Annotated in this window: 16 protein-coding genes; 3 read left to right on the top strand and 13 right to left on the bottom strand. The window is 29.7% G+C overall.

What is annotated here, in order from left to right; translation table 11 throughout:
* Positions 1 to 89 precede the first annotated feature (89 nt).
* From ACWYN7_RS01350 to ACWYN7_RS01335, 4 genes are all read right to left on the bottom strand, one after another.
* Positions 90 to 605 (bottom strand): gamma carbonic anhydrase family protein, encoded by a 516-nt coding sequence (locus tag ACWYN7_RS01350; RefSeq protein ID WP_462858048.1) that lies wholly within the window; start codon positions 603 to 605, stop codon positions 90 to 92.
* Positions 606 to 744: 139 nt separating this feature from the next.
* Positions 745 to 1,476, bottom strand: coding sequence for a LytR/AlgR family response regulator transcription factor (locus ACWYN7_RS01345; protein WP_462858047.1), 732 nt, complete (start codon positions 1,474 to 1,476; stop codon positions 745 to 747).
* A gap of 176 nt (positions 1,477 to 1,652) precedes the next feature.
* Positions 1,653 to 3,842: a tetratricopeptide repeat-containing sensor histidine kinase gene (locus ACWYN7_RS01340; RefSeq protein ID WP_462858046.1), complete on the bottom strand. Its 2,190-nt coding sequence runs from the start codon at positions 3,840 to 3,842 to the stop codon at positions 1,653 to 1,655.
* Complete coding sequence (locus ACWYN7_RS01335) at positions 3,843 to 4,559, bottom strand: carboxypeptidase-like regulatory domain-containing protein (RefSeq protein WP_462858045.1); 717 nt, start codon at positions 4,557 to 4,559, stop codon at positions 3,843 to 3,845.
* A 218-nt stretch (positions 4,560 to 4,777) separates the two neighbouring features.
* Between ACWYN7_RS01335 and ACWYN7_RS01330 the strand changes: the two genes are divergently transcribed.
* Positions 4,778 to 5,476, top strand: a complete 699-nt coding sequence (locus ACWYN7_RS01330) for an SIMPL domain-containing protein (RefSeq protein ID WP_462858044.1) — start codon at positions 4,778 to 4,780, stop codon at positions 5,474 to 5,476.
* A gap of 53 nt (positions 5,477 to 5,529) precedes the next feature.
* Complete coding sequence (locus ACWYN7_RS01325; protein WP_462858043.1) at positions 5,530 to 6,660, top strand: vWA domain-containing protein; 1,131 nt, start codon at positions 5,530 to 5,532, stop codon at positions 6,658 to 6,660.
* 52 nt (positions 6,661 to 6,712) lie between these two features.
* Here ACWYN7_RS01325 and ACWYN7_RS01320 read toward each other — a convergent pair whose 3' ends face one another.
* The 3 genes from ACWYN7_RS01320 to ACWYN7_RS01310 are packed head-to-tail and all read right to left on the bottom strand — an operon-like array spanning position 6,713 to position 10,452.
* Entirely contained in the window at positions 6,713 to 7,561 is an 849-nt protein-coding gene (locus ACWYN7_RS01320; RefSeq protein WP_462858042.1) for a glucosaminidase domain-containing protein, read from the bottom strand.
* Between the two features lie 2 nt (positions 7,562 to 7,563).
* Entirely contained in the window at positions 7,564 to 8,496 is a 933-nt protein-coding gene (locus tag ACWYN7_RS01315) for a 1-aminocyclopropane-1-carboxylate deaminase/D-cysteine desulfhydrase (RefSeq protein WP_462858041.1), read from the bottom strand.
* Positions 8,497 to 8,532: 36 nt separating this feature from the next.
* A complete protein-coding gene (locus tag ACWYN7_RS01310) occupies positions 8,533 to 10,452 on the bottom strand; it encodes an ABC-F family ATP-binding cassette domain-containing protein (RefSeq protein ID WP_462858040.1) in 1,920 nt (639 codons plus the stop codon).
* A 73-nt stretch (positions 10,453 to 10,525) separates the two neighbouring features.
* On the opposite strand from ACWYN7_RS01310, the gene ACWYN7_RS01305 reads away from it, so the two are divergent.
* Complete coding sequence (locus ACWYN7_RS01305; protein WP_462858039.1) at positions 10,526 to 10,903, top strand: DUF983 domain-containing protein; 378 nt, start codon at positions 10,526 to 10,528, stop codon at positions 10,901 to 10,903.
* Between the two features lie 29 nt (positions 10,904 to 10,932).
* Here ACWYN7_RS01305 and ACWYN7_RS01300 read toward each other — a convergent pair whose 3' ends face one another.
* From ACWYN7_RS01300 to ACWYN7_RS01275, 6 genes are all read right to left on the bottom strand, one after another.
* Positions 10,933 to 11,973, bottom strand: a complete 1,041-nt coding sequence (locus tag ACWYN7_RS01300) for an NAD(P)/FAD-dependent oxidoreductase (protein WP_462858038.1) — start codon at positions 11,971 to 11,973, stop codon at positions 10,933 to 10,935.
* A gap of 195 nt (positions 11,974 to 12,168) precedes the next feature.
* A complete protein-coding gene (gene porN, locus ACWYN7_RS01295) occupies positions 12,169 to 13,026 on the bottom strand; it encodes a type IX secretion system ring subunit PorN/GldN (protein WP_462858037.1) in 858 nt (285 codons plus the stop codon).
* Between the two features lie 16 nt (positions 13,027 to 13,042).
* A complete protein-coding gene (porM, locus tag ACWYN7_RS01290) occupies positions 13,043 to 14,572 on the bottom strand; it encodes a type IX secretion system motor protein PorM/GldM (protein WP_462858036.1) in 1,530 nt (509 codons plus the stop codon).
* Positions 14,573 to 14,615: 43 nt separating this feature from the next.
* On the bottom strand, positions 14,616 to 15,266 hold the full coding sequence (gene porL / locus ACWYN7_RS01285; RefSeq protein WP_462858035.1) for a type IX secretion system motor protein PorL/GldL: 651 nt from the start codon (positions 15,264 to 15,266) through the stop codon (positions 14,616 to 14,618).
* 59 nt (positions 15,267 to 15,325) lie between these two features.
* Positions 15,326 to 16,687, bottom strand: a complete 1,362-nt coding sequence (gene porK, locus ACWYN7_RS01280) for a T9SS ring complex lipoprotein PorK/GldK (RefSeq protein WP_462858034.1) — start codon at positions 16,685 to 16,687, stop codon at positions 15,326 to 15,328.
* Positions 16,688 to 16,793: 106 nt separating this feature from the next.
* The gene (locus ACWYN7_RS01275) at positions 16,794 to 17,954 is read right to left on the bottom strand and encodes a formimidoylglutamase (RefSeq protein ID WP_462858033.1); all 1,161 of its coding nucleotides are present in this window, start codon (positions 17,952 to 17,954) and stop codon (positions 16,794 to 16,796) included.
* Positions 17,955 to 17,977 lie beyond the last annotated feature (23 nt).

Here is a 17,977-nt window from a genome sequence, read left to right as displayed (position 1 = left end):
TTTAAAACAGCACAAAAATCTTCCAAAAAATATTTTTTAGGTTTCTTTTTTTGTTTGATATTTTCTTTCGTTAAAAGCAGAGTTAAATTCTACTCTTTAAACCAACTCGAATATTTTAAATAATTGTTGGCAATTCTATCAATTTCTCCAGAAATTAATTCTTCTGAAATGTCTTTTACTTTTTTAGCGGGTACACCTGCATAAATACTTCCACTTTCTACTTTTGTATTTTTAGTAACTACTGCACCTGCTGCAATTATAGAATTCGATTCTACAATACAATCATCCATAATAATAGCCCCCATACCTACTAAAACATTATCGTGAATTGTACAACCATGCACAATTGCATTGTGCCCAATAGAAACATTATTCCCTATTGTTGTTGGCGATTTTTGATAAGTTGCGTGGATTACAGCTCCATCTTGAATGTTTACTTTATTACCAATTTTTATAAAATGCACATCGCCTCTAATCACAGCATTAAACCATATAGAACAATCTGAACCTAAAGAAACTTCACCTAAAATAGTAGCGTTTTCTGCGATATAACAATCTTCTGGTATCTGTGGATGATTTCCTCTTACTGATTTTATGATAGGCATATTCTTTTGTCTTTTAGTTTAGCAGTAAATGTAAAAATTAAAAAAATACCTGAATAGAAATTTGATAAAAAATCAAATTAATTCCAATAATTTTCAATCTACTTACACTTTCTTTTGGGAAGAATAAGAAGGGCTTTTTTTATTTAAAATAAGATAATAAATTACTTTTTTGCGAAGCAGAAACCAAAATTTCTTTTCCATTAGAAACAATTACACTTCCTCCTTTTCCTTTTTTGTATTTGGTAATTGCGTTTACATTTACCAAATACGATTTATGAATTCTTGCAAACGTGTATTCTGTTAAAGCTTCTTCAAAATATTTTAACGTTTTGCTCACTAATTTTTTAGAATTTGCCAAATGAATTTCTGTATAATTATCATCGGCTTTGCAAAAAACAATGTCATCAATATTTAAAACTTCAAAACCATCTTGTTGTGGAATGGTTATTTTACCTTCTGCAGATTTTGTTTTTGGTGCCAATATTTGATGCTGTAATTCATTTTCTTTTTCTTTAATTTCTGATACAATATTTACAGCTTTAATCAACTCATCAATAGAAATTGGTTTTAACAAATAATAACTTGCATGGTTGTTTAACGCCTCTATTGCATAATGATCGTAAGCCGTTACAAAAACCGTTTCAAAAGTTCTGTTTTCTACTTTTTCTAACAAATCAAACGCGTTGCCAAAAGGCATTTCTACATCTAAAAACACCAAATCTAATTCGTGTTTTTGTATTAATTGATACGCTTCATCAATATTTTCGGCTTCGCCCAATAAAGAAACATTTGGGCAATATTTACCTAAATAGTTGCGTAAAATTTCTCTACTAATTTGTTCGTCTTCTACTATTATGGCTTTTAATTTCATTGTTTTTTATTATTACACTGAGATTCACAGAGTTTTTTCCACAGAGCTTTCTCAAAGTTTTCAATTTATATTTTCCTCAATGTTTTTAAAGGTTGTTACCAGTACATTTTCTTTTCGTAATTTGAAAAAATGCTTTGTGGAACTCAGCGTTTTCTCTGCGAAACTCTGTGAAATAACTATTTCTTTTTTAAAAACAACTCAACTTTTGTTCCTTCTCCATTTGCTAAAGCATCAGTAACATTTACAGCAATGCGTTCTTTGTACATATCATTTAAAATGGCAATTCTATTTTTTATGGTACTCATTCCTTTAGACTTTTGTTTTAGCTGATTTTTAGTCTTAATTTCTTGCGATTTTTTTCGTCCAATTCCATCATCCACAATAGAAATTACAACAGTGTCATCATCTTTTTTTTGAATAGAAATTTCTAAATTCCCTTTCTCTTTTTTATAACGTAATCCGTGCCAAATTGCGTTTTCTATATACGGTTGCAATAACATTGGCGGAATTGAAAATTGTTCTAAATCGATAGTTTTATCAACAGAAATGTTATAATCGAACTTGTCTTTAAAACGATTGTGTTCTAATTTTACATACAATTCTAGCAATTCAATTTCTTTGTTTAACGGAATAAAATCTTCATCAGAATTTTCTAAAACCGAACGCATTAAAACCGAAAATTCACTTAAATAACGGTTTGCATTTCGTTCGTCATTTACAGCAATAAAACTGTTTACAGAGTTTAGTGCGTTAAAAATAAAATGCGGATTCATTTGCGATCGCATCGATTTTAAAGCCAATAAATTGTTAGCTAATTTTTGTTGTTTGTTTGTTCTAAACATAAAATAAGCTAGCAAACTCATCAACAAAAAACCACCAATTAAAGAGTAAATAATTAATCGTTGTCTTCGATTGCTTTCTTCTGATAATTTTTGATCTATATAAGCTAAACTGATTTTACTTTGTGCCAATTCTTTGTCTTTTTCTAAGCTTGCAATTCTATTTTGATTGTCTGCAATGTTTTTAGAAAACCTTTTGGCTCTTTGAATTTCTTGTTCTTTTCTAACATACAAAGAATCTACCAAAGCCACATATTCTTTATAATTTTTAAGCGCTTTTTCGTTATCACCTAAATTGGCAAAAACCTCAGAAATTTTTCTTGTGGCATCTTTAGCAACTACAATATCTTTTTTCTCTTTTGCATCATTTATACTCTTTTCTAAAAACGGAATGGCACTTTGGTAATCTTCTTTTAAAAGGTAAGCATTCCCAATTTTATAATTAATTTTTTGCGGGGTAATTGAATCTTTTTCATTCAATAATATCCTCGCAGAATTACTTTCTGCCTTCTGTAAACTCTTTTTACGAATGGCTATTTCTTCATCAAAACGTTGATTAGAATTGTAAAAATCTGCTACTTTTTCTTCTTCTTCTAAAGCTCTTTCTGGATTTTCTTTTTTAGCAAAATTTAAAGAATTTTTAAATTGATTTTCAGCTTCATTAATTTTTCCTTGTGCTGCCAAAACATCTGCTATTTTAGAACTTATATCTGTAATTTTAGGCGATATTGAATTCTCTTTGGCAATTTGCAACGCTTTTTGATAATTATCGTTTGCTATATCCCATTTTTTTTGAGCAAAATTTACATCACCTAAACCTTCGAAAACCTGAATTTCTTCGTAATTGCTTAATCTTTCTTTTAATAATTCTTGATATGATTGTTGGCTATCTGTATATTTTTTCTGTAAAAACTGTGCATTTGCTAATGCCAATTTAGTGGCTAAATCTTCTTTAATTTGATGCGATAATTTGTAGTTATACACAGCCAAATCGTATTGTTTCCAGTACAGATATACATCTGCAAGCAGTTTGTATGTAGCTGCATTTCTTTGTTTATTTTGCTTATTTTCTAAGGCTTTTTCTATAAAAGACAAACTTTTTTCGATGTCTTTTTCTTTGTAAAACTTCACAGAATCTAAATGCTGCAAATACAAATCTTGACTTCTAGTTTTACTTAAATATTTTGAATTTCCACTTCTACTATTTCCAGCATTTTCAACTAAAATCTTAATATCTTCACTCGATTTTAATCTATAATAAATCGTTTCAAAATCTGGGTGAGATACTCTAAGTTCATCACCAACTTTAGCTTTTACAATATACCTGCCACTTATATCTGGGTAACTGTAGGTAATACCATTTACAGAAACTTCAGCATTTTTTACTTTTTCGTTAGTACTATCATCAACAATTGTAATTCTTACAGAAAACTCAACTCCTTTTTGAGTAATAATATTTTCTTGACTGCAAATTGTTGCAAAACTGAACAATAAAAAAGTGAATAATATGTACGTTTTTTTTAACATTTAATATCTTCTGTTTTCCTTTTTTCTAAAAAGGTTTCCAATTCTTTTAAAAATATTTGGTCTTTTTATAGTAACCATTCCTACAGTTACAACTTCTCCTAAAAGTTCATTAGCTTCTTCCATTTCAATGATAAGCGGTTTTTTGATTGATAAAATATCAATTTCTTGTGTTTTATACCCCAAATAAGAGATAACTAATATAGTTGACTTTGCCTTTTTATTTGGTATTTTGATGGAAAAATTTCCATCAAAATCGGTTTCTGTACCTAAAGTGGATCCTTTTAACGCAATACTGACTCCAGGTAAAACATCAAAAGAATCTTTCACTTTACCAGTAATGATAATGTCTTTCTGAATGGAATCATTCTCAACAAAAACTTTTCCCAATCTAATACTTACTCCTTCTACATTTTCTTTTTTGGATTGCGTAAAAACAGGTTCTGAAGCCGAAATTGCAGAAATTAAAGCCAAACCAGCAGCAACTTTCGATACATTATTTTTCTTTAAAACTGCTAACTCTGTATTCAATTGATTGTTTTTAAAACGACCACAAAGATTTTTGTGTTTTCTTACTTTATTAGCAATTTCTGAGTTTGATAAATTTGTAAAATCAATAACTTCTTTACTACAACTTTTACAAAACTTTCCTTTTTCTGTTGATGTCATTTTGCTCCAATCTTCATGACAAGGTTTTGGTATAGTAATTTGATATTTCATAGTAAATCGATTTAAATTCTTTGTAAACATATACACAAATTAGCATCCAAAAAAATCACTAAAGTGAGTAATAGCCTATAAAAACAATCCAAAAACAGGGTTTACTCAATTTATATTCTTGTTCACTCACTCAATGAACCTCTTTACTCATTCTGGTTTTATTTAGAAAAAAGTTGGCATTAATATTGGATAACATTAAACAAATAAAACATTATAAAATGAAAAAAATTAACCTGCTCATCTGTTGCCTTTTTACAATTACATTTTTTGCACAAGCACAAGTTCAAAAACCATATATTGAAGTAACTGGTGTTGCTGAAACTGAAATTATACCCAATGAAATTTATTTAGACATCTGCATAAAAGAAAGAAATGAAAATGGGAAAAAATTAAATATTGACTATTTAGAAAATGAATTAAAAATGGTTTTAAGGAAGATTGGTATACCCGAAAAAAATCTTTCTATTTCTGATGTTAATGCAGTGCTAGCAAAAACCGGTTGGTGGAAAGAAGAGGTTTTCTCAATTGCCAATTACACCTTAAAAGTTAATGGTGCAAACAAACTAAAATTACTTTTTGAGAACTTTAAAAAGATGAAAATTTCTGATGTAAATATAATAAAAGCTACACACTCAGATTTAATAGACTTAAAGAAGAAAAATAGAATTAAAGCAATAAAAGTTGCAAAAGAAAAAGCTGATTATTTACTAAATGCAATAGGCAATCAAACAGGAAAACCCATTATTATAAATGAGATCAATAACAGCATACAACCTAATTTTGTAAATGCAAATTATATTAAACAAACTCGTGGTTATGCATCATTAAGCAAAACAGGAAACGTAAAAAATGGAGCTGTAGAATTCAAAAAAATAAAAATCAGTTCATCTATTTATGTAAAATTCGAAATAAAATAAGATCAACAAAAACCAAACTTTTAATCAAAATATCAATTTTAAAAACATTAATTATGAAATCTCTTGCGTTAAAAGTAACCTCAATTCTATTTGTTTTAGCAACCACTTTGGGTTATGCTAATCATCCATCAGAAAAAGAAAAACTAAAAAAACAAACCATAAAAGTGGCGTTGTTATTAGATACTAGTAATAGTATGGACGGATTAATCAATCAAGCAAAAGCACAACTTTGGGAAATTGTAAACGAACTTTCTTATGCCAAATACGGAATGCAAAAACCAGATTTAGAAATTGCTTTGTATGAATATGGAAACTCAAATTTACCTTCTAGAGAAGGATTTATTAGACAAGTTTTACAGTTTAGTAACGATTTAGATGAAATTTCTGAAAAACTATTTTCACTGACCACAAATGGTGGAAATGAGTTTTGCGGACAAGTAATTCAAACTTCTTTAAATGAACTAGATTGGGGCAACAACAAAAACGATTTAAAATTATTATTTATTGCTGGTAACGAACCTTTTACGCAAGGAAAAATTAATTATAAAAATGCAATTACAGATGCTAAAGAAAAGGATGTGGTAATCAATACTATTTTTTGTGGCAATTATTCTAATGGAATTTCTGTAATGTGGAAAGATGGTGCAGATTTAGGTGGTGGAGATTATTTAACCATTAATCAAGATAAAAAAGTAGTGCATATTATTACTCCTTATGATAATGATATTATCATTTTAAACAAAAAACTAAATGCTACTTATGTTTATTTTGGCAATGCTGGATATGCAAAATATTCAAATCAAAAAGAACAAGATATAAATGCTATTGAAATGGATGAAGTTGTTGCTGTAAAAAGAGCCGTAAGTAAAAGTTCTCGATTGTATGAAAATGCCAATTGGGATTTAATTGATGCTGATAAAAAAGGAAAAGTAGATTATAAAACTATAGAAAAGAATAAATTACCAAAATATTTACAAAACAAATCTGAAGCAGAACTAAAAAATTATGTAAAACAAAAAGCAAAAGAAAGAGCTGAAATTCAAGAAAAAATTAAAGAATTAGATGCAAAAAGGAGAAGTTTTATCGCAAAAAAACAAAAAGAAGGAACTCAAAAAGATGTTCTAAATAATGTTATGATTAAAGCGATAAAAAGACAAGCAAAGTTGAAAAACTACAGTTGGTAGTTTAGTGGTTGGTAGATTTGTTTAGGGCCTGTAATCTATTTTACAGGCTTTTTTATTTTACCAATAATTGCTGACCTATAGAAATGGTATTGTCTGTTAAGCTGTTTATTTTCTTTAAAAAATCTACGGTAATTCCAAATTTTCTACTAATAGAATACAAAGTATCTCCTTTTCTAACTTGATACATATTCTCTTTTGTTTTTTTAATTACAACCGGTTTTTTAAAAGTTTTACCTTCGTTTAGTTTTTTAATTTCTTTGGTGTATTTGCCTTTTTTAACATCATCAAATTCATATAATTTATAATCTTTTATAATCTTTAACAACTTGGCAGGATATTTTTTATCTGTGGCATAACCCGCTTTTCGTAAGCCATAAGCCCATTTTTTATAGTTTTTTATATTGTAATCAAACAAGAAAGCATAACGTCTTCTTTGGGTTAAAAATAAAGAATGATCGTTATAAGAAGTTTCTGGATAAACGTATTTTCTAAAACATTCTCCTTTTTCATCATCATCATGATATACACGTTCGCCTGTCCAACCTGTGTGGCATTTTATACCAAAATGATTGTTCGATTTTAAAGCCAATTCGCTTCTACCTCTTGAAGATTCTAAAATTCCTTGTGCTAATGTAATGCTTGCAGGTATTTTATATTCGTGCATTTCTTTTACTGCAATTGGCGCATATTTTCTAATATAAGCAAGGGTATATTTGTCTAAAGACGGATTTTTCTTTTTTAATTCTCTGGTTAATTCCTTTTCGTTTACAGAAGGCAACTCAATTGGTTTAGGCTCTACAATTACAACTCCAGGATTTTTTTTATTAACCACCTTTTTTTTAGAACCACAGCTGGCAAAAAACAAAATTGAGCTTAAAAAAAGTAAAATCCTAAATTTCATATCTATTGTATTATTTGTTGTCCTTTTCTTTTTAATTTTTGATTAAAACCTGCAATGCCTTGAATTCCTCCAGTATGAATTGCTAAAATTTTTGTTCCTGGTTTAAAGTAATTTTTTTGAACCAAATCTAAGATACCAAAAACCATTTTACCTGTATAAATAGGATCTAATAAAATATTCGTTTTCTGTTTAAAATTGTTGATGCATTGAATTAACTCATCATTATATTTAGCATAACCACCAAAATGATAATTGGTTTGTAAATGCCAATTCTTTTTATTGACAAACGAATTGATATCTTTTGCTAAAAAATTTCCTTTTAACGCAGGAAAACCAATTACCTGTTGATGCTGTTTAGAAGCATTAATTAAACCAGAAATTGTACCACCTGTGCCAACTGCAGAACAAATATAATCGAAATTAGAATCATCTGCTGTTAAAATTTCTTCGCAACCTTTTATGGCAAATTCATTTGTACCTCCTTCAGGAATTAAATAAAAATCGCCAAATTTTTCTTTAAGTTGCTGTATAAAATCGTCATCAGATTTATGTCTATAATGAGCTCTAGAAACAAATTCAAAGGTCATTCCGTTTTTGTGTGCCTCTTTTAAAGTTGAATTTGAAGCTAAGGTTTTTTCTAAATTTTCGCCTAATTCATCACCTCGAATAACACCAATGGTTTTAAAATTAGACAAATGACCTGCAACAGCTGTTGCCACAATATGATTAGAAAATGCCCCACCAAAAGTAAGTAAAGTCTCTTTTTGTTGCTGTTTTGCTTGTTGTAGATTGTACTTTAATTTTCTAAATTTATTACCAGAAACAAAAGGATGAATTAGATCTTCTCTTTTAATACAGAGTTCAATCTTTTTTTCTTCCAGAATTGGAAGGTTTATGTTTTGGTTTTCGGAAATATAACGTTTATCAAAATCCATTTTTTAATTTCCAAAGATGAACTTACTTACCAATTATTAAGAAAACTTAGAAATCTGCTCTTCTACCTTTTCCCAATCTTCCATTAAAGTATCTACTTTGGCTTTTTTAGCTTTGTAGTTTTTAAAGAAATTAGGTCTTGCAGAAACTTCATCGTAATTATTTGCCAATTCTAAGTCAAGTTTTTCAATTTCAGTTTCTAAATCTGCAATTTCAGTTTCTATTTTAGAAAGCTTATTATTTAGCTTTTTCAACTCCTTTTCTTGCTCTCTAGACAATTGAAAGGCTTCGTTTTTAGAAGTATCTTTTTCTACTTTAACTACAGTTTTCTTTTCAGCTTCACGCAAACTTTCCATTTTGTGCTGCTCTAAGAAATAATCAATATCACCTAAATATTCTTTAATTTCTTTGTCTTTAAATCCGTAAACAGTACTTGTTAATCCTTGTAAAAATTCTCTGTCGTGAGAAACCACAATTAAAGTACCATTAAAATTATTCAACGCTTCTTTTAAAACAGTTTTAGAGGCAATATCTAAGTGGTTTGTTGGCTCATCCATTATTAAAACATTGAAAGGTTGTAATAATAATTTACATAAAGCTAACCTGTTTCTTTCACCTCCAGAAAGCACTTTGGCTTTTTTATCTACTGCATCTCCACCAAATAAGAAAGAACCTAACATGTCTCTAACTCGCATTCTGTTAGAGTCTGTTGCAGCATCTTCCATAATTTCTAACACTGTTTTTTCTGGTGGTAAATATTCTGATTGATTTTGTGCAAAATACCCAACTTCTACATTATGACCGAGTTTTAAATGCCCTTCAAACGGAATTTCGCCAACCATCATTTTAGCCAAAGTTGATTTTCCTTGTCCATTTTGACCAACAAAAGCAATTTTACTATTTCTTTCTATTAATAAATCTACACCTTCTAAAACATGTTTATCTCCATAACTTTTCGATAATTTTTCTGCCTCAATAATAATTTTTCCAGGCTCTTTAGAAATGGCAAAACGTACATTCATTGCTGCATTATCATCTTGATCTACTTCTATAAGCTCAACTTTATCTAACTGTTTCATTAAAGATTGCGCCATAGAAGCTTTACTGGCTTTAGCTTTAAACTTATTAATCAGTTGTTGTTTTTGCTTAATTTCTTTTTCTTGATTTTTCTGAGCTTGTAACTGTTTTTCTTTAATTTCTGCTCGTAATGCTAAAAACTGAGTGTATGGTTTTTTATAATCGTAAATCTGTCCTAAAGAAATTTCTATAGTTCTGTTGGTTACGTTATCTAAAAACATTTTATCGTGCGAAACCAAGACAATAGCTCCAGAATATCCTTTTAAAAAGTTCTCTAACCAAATGATCGATTCAATATCTAAGTGATTGGTTGGCTCATCTAACAACAAAATATCATTATTCTGTAAAAGCAATTTGGCCAATTCTATACGCATTCTCCATCCACCAGAAAATGTATCTGTAAGTTTATTAAAATCTTCTCTTTGAAAACCTAAACCTTGTAATATTTTTTCTGTATCTCCTTGGTAATTGTATCCTCCTAAAAGTTCGTAACGTTCTTGTTTGTCTGTTAAATCTTGTATTAATTGCGTGTAAGAATCGCTTTCATAATCTGTTCTAGTTGTTAACTGATTATTAATATCTTCTAATTCTAACTCAATTTTTTTAATTTCTTCGAAAGCTTGATACGCTTCTTCTAAAATAGTTCTACCTTCTACAAAATCTATATCTTGTCTTAAAAAGCCAATTTGTACATCTTTATCAAACGCCATTGTGCCTCCACTACTTTCTATATCTTTAGAAAGCACTTTTAATAAAGTCGATTTTCCTGCTCCGTTTTTACCAATTAAACCGATTCTATCTCCTTTATTTAATTTAAAAGTTATGCCAGAAAACAAATCAGTTCCCATAAATGAAACTGTTAAATTATGAACGTTTAACATGAATTGTAATAATTGTTACTTAATTAGATTGGTAAAAAATTTACCTTTGCAAAAGTAGATAAAATTTAAAGTTATGATGTTTAAAAAAGGCACAAAATTATATAGTATTGCAAATGGTAAATGCCCTAAATGTCATGAAGGAGATTTCTTTAAATATTCTTTTACTTTTCATCCATCAAAAGTTACAAAATTACACGATAATTGCCCAAATTGTAATTTAAAATATATGATGGAACCTTCATTTTTTTATGGAGCTATGTATGTAAATTACGGAATTACAGTTGCCATTTCTATTGCTGTTTTTGTAATTACAAAACTATTTTTAGATTTTGATCTATTGCAATCTTTTTTATCTGTGATTGTAGCTTTGGTGGTTTTGGCACCAATAAACTTGCGTTTATCTCGAATTCTTTGGATTAATATGTTTGTGAATTATAAAGAAAAAGAATAATCTTAGACGTTATAAATTGCCGGTTACAACTACTCAAATCTTTGAATGTCTGTAACTGGATCTAACTCCTCTCCTTTTTCTAAATGATGAAATAGCTGTTTGGCAACAGTAGGTGCAATCATTACACCTCTTGTTCCTAAGCCGTTTAAAATTGCTAAGTTAGAATATGTAGGATGTACGCCAACCAAAGGTCTACGATCTTTAACTGTGGGTCTTACACCAGCTGTTTGATCTATAATTTTATAAGGAACAGTAATTACTTTCTTTAATTTTTCTATCAATTCTTCTCTACCTGCTTTTGATGGTTTAGAGGTTTTATCTTTCCAGTTAAAAGTGGCACCAACTTTATAATGATTATCGCCTAAAGGAAAAACAAACAATGTAGATTTTAATAAGAAATTGATTTTAAGTTCAGGTGCATAAATGGTAATTAATTCTCCTTTTGCTTCATTTAAGGGCAACTGATTAAAAAATGGATTTTCTTTCATTCCATAACCCTCGCAAAAAACAATTCTATTTGTAGTAATGTTTTTGTATTCAACAGAATCTACATCAAAGTTTATTTGTTGATGATCAAATTTTTCGAAACGTATTTTATGAGCAAATTTTAAATAAACTCTATAGATTTCTACCAATTTTTTGGTGTCTACTCTTCCTGTTTGTTTAACGTTTCCAAAACCAAAATCGGCTATTATTCCTTTAATTTTTTTTGATTCTATTTCTGGATCTATATAATCTGACAATAAAGGTTTGTCTGCAGCTTCGAACCAATTGTTTTGATCTTCTATAGATTTAAATACTTTTTTGGTTTCAAATTTCTTATCAAATTTGCTGTTGAATTTTGTTTCTAAACTTTTATAAAAAGGCAAAGCGACTTCTAACTGTTGCTTGGCATTCCAAACTGGCGTAAATCGTTTTAAAATAACAGGATTATACACGCCACCTGCTACTAATGATGATGTTTGAGAATCGTCTTCAAAAACTAAAAATGTTTTGTTGGCTGCTAATAATTCTTCTATAAAAGCTAAACCAGCTAACCCTAAACCTACAATTATATAATCTACTTTCACAATACAAAAATAAATAAGTTTTACTTGCTTTTACTAGTTTTCTGTAAGTTTATAGACTGGTTTAGCCCAGATTGTAGCAATTGTTTGAGCTCTCTCGATTTTAATCGAGAAGCGAGTGCGAAAAGCTGGAAATAGCTTCAAAAAAAAATCGCTTACTTGCGTAAACGATTTTAGATATTTTTTAATTAAGTAACATTAATAGTTCCACATATCAATTTCTTTGTTTCTGATATCTTCTTTTATTTTATCGGCTTCTAAAAGCTGAAATAAAGAGTTACCTCTAACATAATCTGAAATAGATCTGTTACCATAAATATTTTCTTCTTTTACAATTACCCCACTAAATCTTCTTGCGTTTAATAAATGATCGTAAGAAATTGGGTGTGAAGCATTCATTGGGTTAAATACTTTAGCATCGTGTAAAACTTCTCTTGCTGATGGAAAAAATATCCAAAATAACTCGTACAAAGATTGATCTTCTTCTATGCCTTCTACACCAATTGTTTTTACATCTTTACCCATTGGCGCTAGTGCTAATAATCGATATTTCATTTCTCCTTGACGTTTGTCAAAATACCACATTCCTTTTATCATGTATCCTCCAATATCTTCTGAAGTTAAATTATATGCATCAGTATATCCATCAACTTCTCTCATGTCTACTAAAAGAGATTCTACGTCTTCTTGAGTCATTTTTGATGTAAAAAAAGAATCTGTATAAACATCTTTAATTCTGCCTTGTCTAATCCCTTTTAAAAGGGTATCGAACAAAGATCTTCTGTTTGGAGAAATGTTCATGGTGTCTATTGGAAAATAATAAGGTAAATTTATTTTTTGATTTAAATCTATAAATTCCCAAACCACTTTAGACCACATTACATCTCTATCATCTACATAGCCATAAGGTATAGGACCATCGTTATCAGAAAGTAATTGTTGTTCATTTTTTTCACCAATTTCTTCTGCGGTTTTAGCGTTTAGTATGTTTGCTTGTGCATTTACCAAACCCGTAGTTAAAAGGGTTATAAATAATATGAAAACTTTTTTATACATATTTTAATCTTTTATACTAATTAGTAAGCTCTATATTTACGGGCAATACTTTTTTAATTGGTACACCATTAGCAGTTGCCTTAATACCAAAAATATTAATTTGGTCTCCTCTTTTAGCTTTTGCTAATGCTTTTTTAGCAGCCGCACTTAAAGTAGTACCGTTAACAGTTATTGTTAATTGTCCTGGCACTTTTATTTGAAAGCTTTGTACTTTTATTGTTAAATCGAATTCAAAATCTGGTAAGCCAGCAGATATTGGTGTTCTAGATAAACCAGATTTTGGCATTCTTACAGTACCATATTGACCACGAACAGAACCCATTGCAGCTGGTATATCTTTAATTCTAAAAGTTGCTTTAGAGTTTACAGTTTTACCACTACTTAATTTTGCACTTACATTAATTGTTGCAATTTTACCACCTCCTGGTTTTAAAACATATTTACCTCTACTACCAGATAATGATCCTCCTGAAGCAGAAACATTTAAATTGTTATCGCCAACACCAGGTAATGAAACAGAGATAGGGTTACTTAAACCTCTATAAACTACATTCATTTTATCTGCAGAAACTACTGCATTACTTGGTTCTGGTATTACAGAATATGAGCTTTCAAAAGGTACTTCAACTGGTTCTCCATTTTGAGTAAAAGTAATCTTACCCTTTATATCATGATTACCCACATTACCTGCAGGCATGTCTATAATTACTTGTCCAGACTGGATGTTTTCGTAATCTTTTCCGTTTAAAATTACATTATCAGGAATCATAGTAGCATCATAACGTCCTAAAACAATTTTACCTGTTACTTTTTCACCTGCGAAATATGCATTTTTATCTAAAGCAACAATTCCTTTATAATTATTTAACGATAGCGCTTCTTCTAATTTACCACCTAATAAAGAACTTACTATATCTGCTTCTGTGTTTTTAATATCAGCTTGCATTTGTGTTAAGCTTGTTAAAGAAGCAACTAGTGGAAAACCTTCGTATCTTGCCTTTAACCATTCTTCTTTAATTCCAGTTTTACTGTTTTTAACAGGTTCAGTAGAAAATCTATCAGTTAAAATAGGTGTAAATTTGCTGTTTTCACCTAAAACATTAATTACATTAGTTCTGTAATTATTAATTTTATCTAAGAACTCTTGACCTTCTGCAGTATATCCATCACCTTTAAAGAAATATAAGTCTAAAGCTTCCGTTTTATCCATAGTTTCATAATCCTTTTTATCTTCTAAATCGGAAGTGATTGTGGTTTTTAAGTCACCTAGATAAGCATAAAATTCATTAGAGTAATTTTTTATTTGATTCGCTTGTTTGTTTAATTCTCCAAACTTTGCAGCTTGTTCAGAAGCTTTAGTTGCTAAATTAGCATAAGCTTCATTGTTCTTTTCTGTTGTAGAAATATTATTTTCGGTAAGTTTCTCATTCATAAAACCAAAAGCTGATAAAACTTCCCTATCCATTTGCATTGCTAACATTGCAATAAAAACAAGATACATTAGGTTTATCATCTTCTGTCTTGCAGACATTTTTCCTCCAGCCATAGCTTAATTAGTTTTTTTAAAGTTATACATTTAATTCAGCTAATTATTTGCTAGACATTGCAGAAAGCATATTACCATACACTCCATTTAATGAAGATAAGTTATTTGCTAAAGCATCCATTTGCTCTTTTAATTTTTGAGTATTTTCTACTACTTCTGTATTTAAAGATGCTTGTTTAGATGTATTTTCTACTTGAACCTTATATAGGCTATTTAAAGATTCCATTTGAACTGCAGCTAAAGAAACTTGTTCGTTATATTTATTTGTAGATGCAACAGACTCTGATGCAGAAGATAAACCTTCTGCAGCATTTTGGAAGTTTTTCATACTGTTTCCTAAGCTAGACATTAAAGAAGCGTCTATTTTAGCTTCTTTTAAAAGATTATCCAATTTTTGAGACAATAAACCTTCTGCTCCAACTTTTTCTTCTTGTAATGTGTCTTTGGTAGACAATCCGTCTTCTCCTAATTCAGGATACACTTTAGACCAATCTAAATCTTCTTCTGGAGTATCAAAAGCAGATAAAAGAAATATAATAGCTTCAGCCAATAAACCAACTGCTAATACAGTTGCTCCATTTAAAGGGCCATAACTAATATGATTTAATTTAAATAAAGCTCCTAAAATTACGATTGATGCTCCTACGTTGTATGCAATATTAAATAACTTTTTTTTTGTTTTTGATTGTGCCATTTTTTTTTGTGTTTGTTATTTGATTACTAATCCTTTTTCTTGCTTTTTTTTAACTTTTTTTACTTATTTGTTGTACCAATGTAGTTTTGTACTGTTCTAAAACCTATATAACTTCTAGCTGTATCTGCATATTCATAATCTCTAGAAGCTACTTCTAAATAATAGGCTACATCTTTCCAAGAACCACCTCTAATAATTTTTCTCTTATTTTTTCTATCCTCCACATTTGGATTCATCGTTGATGCCATGTAATATGAAGATAAATTATAAGCAGTGTTTGTCCATTCAGAAACATTACCAGCCATATTGTACAAACCATAATCATTTGCGTTGTAAGAATCAGCCTCAACCGTATACAAAGCACCATCTACAGCGTAATTACCTCTTACAGGTTTAAAGTTTGCCAAGAAACAACCTCTATCACTAGTTGTGCTTCCTGTCCCCCAAGGATAAGTAGCAAATTCTAATCCACCTCTTGCTGCATATTCCCATTCAGCTTCTGTAGGTAATCTAAAGTCAGGTACTAAAGTAGAACCTTTTTTCTCTCTTAAATAATCGTTTTTCTTTTTTGTTCTCCAGTTACAAAAAGCATTTGCTTGCCCCCAAGTAACACCCACAACAGGATAATCTCCATAAGATTGGTGGTAAAAATAATCTTGGTGCATAGGGTCATTATAAGAATAATTAAAATCTCTAACCCATACTGTAGTATCTGGATAGATGTTTAAAACTTCTGTTTGTACAAAATCTTTTCTACTACCACCTTTTCTAGCAGCATTATCTCTATCAAACCAAGAATATTTATAATTTAAAAGTTTGGTATTAAATGTTCTTACTCCATCTACAGCTTCTTCTTTACTGATGTAAACAGAATCCATAACTTCTACATAATCTACATCTGGATAATCTTCTTTATTCCATACAATTTCTTCATCCCAATTTAAGGGTTTAATCGTATCAAAACTCCAATAGTTTTCATTCATATATTTTTGATACGCATTAGAATTTGTAGTATCTGAAGCTTTATAGGCATAACTCTGAATACCAGAAGTTCTGTTATTACCATTTGGGTTTGGAGTAGCTCCTAAAGAAGCAAATTCAGCTTGTTCAGCTAATTTTGTTCTAACTATAGAATCTCTAACCCAAAAAACAAACTCTTTGTATTCTTTGTTTGTAATTTCAGTTTCATCCATATAATAAGGCCTTACTGTAACTGTTTTTGTAGGGGTGTTTAGTGTTCCTAAAATATCTTGATCTTGCTTACCCATGGTAAAAGAACCTCCAGGAATTAAGGCCATTCCATAAGGTTTTTCTGAAAACCACTTTTTCTTTGACTTTACACCTACTAATTCTCCTCTATCATTAGAACCACAACTGTAAAAAACGGTTATTAAAAGTGCAAATATTGCTGCTTTCTTCATATTTTATTTTTGTCTTTACTAAAAGTTCGTAAACCTATTATTTTTTTTGCTAAAATACAATGTTGAAATTACATTTTAACGTTATGATTTTTATTATATTCTTAAATTACATCATTTTCTGCATTGCCTTATACCATCTTTCTGGTATTATTTGCTTTGTAGCTTCTGTGTAATCTCTGTATGTACATGGTACTAACGCATGTCTTTTGTATTTATTATCCGACAAAATATTAATCTCTATCCACCATCTTCCGGTTTTATTGCTCTTATAAAAGATTAAAGGATCATCATCTTCTAAGATTACAGTGAATTTTTGATAGTTTTCTTTCCCTGAAAAAGGATAATCTTTTACTCTAAAATTATATCCTTCTATAAAATACCAAATCATCTGAGCAATTAAACTTGCTGTTTGGTGATTGTTATCGTATTTAGAATTATACTCGTAAATACCAAATGAGGTAACTTTATCGCTAATGCCAGCATATCTTGTTATGGCACAAATTTCTTCGCCATAAAAACCATTTGGAGATGCATTATTATTTGCTGGTGCTTCGCTTTGCCTTACAGCTCCAATATCTATAGACACAATATCTGCATTTCTAAAAGCAGGTTCAATATTTTCTAATTCTTTGGCTTTACCTAGTCTGCAAGTATCAAAAAAAAGAGAATCGAACAAATCAATTTCTCCTTGCGAATTAAAATAGGTTTGATATCCAACATTACTATAATTGAACAAATTATTAGGTTTTTGCATAATAATTTTGCTCAAATAAGATTGTGAGGTAAGTTCGTCTTCTAAACTTCCTAAATCAAAACGGCTATCTACTGCAGTAATATTTACAGTTTGCTCTAAAGAATCGTAAGCTCTGTAATTTACGTAAGTTAGGTCTTGACCACCACCAATAATAATGGGTATAATATTTTGTTTTAAGAGTGATGTAATAATTTCTGAAACCGCAAAATAAGTATCAGAGACAGCTTCTCCTTTTAAAATATTACCTAAATCTGCAATTTCTGCATCCCATTTTCCAGGATATAACTCGTATAATTTTCTACGGATAAAATGCAGATTATCTCCACATCCAAAATTGTTTTCAGAGTTTCGGTCTTCTTCTACACCAAAAATAGCTAGTTTAACATCACCTAAATCAGGAAACCCCTCTTGTTCTGTATAGATTTTAATTCTATTACCCAAACAAAAAGGTGAGTGTAGCACCAAGTGTGCTAAAGCCGTATCTTTTACAGGGGACAAGAATTCTTTATTCATCAATTTTTATTGAATATGCAAGA

It is taken from the genome of Polaribacter sp. M10, from assembly GCF_054968445.1.
The sequence above is the reverse complement of the archived record's forward strand: the minus strand, read 5'-3'. Positions and strand labels throughout refer to the sequence as shown.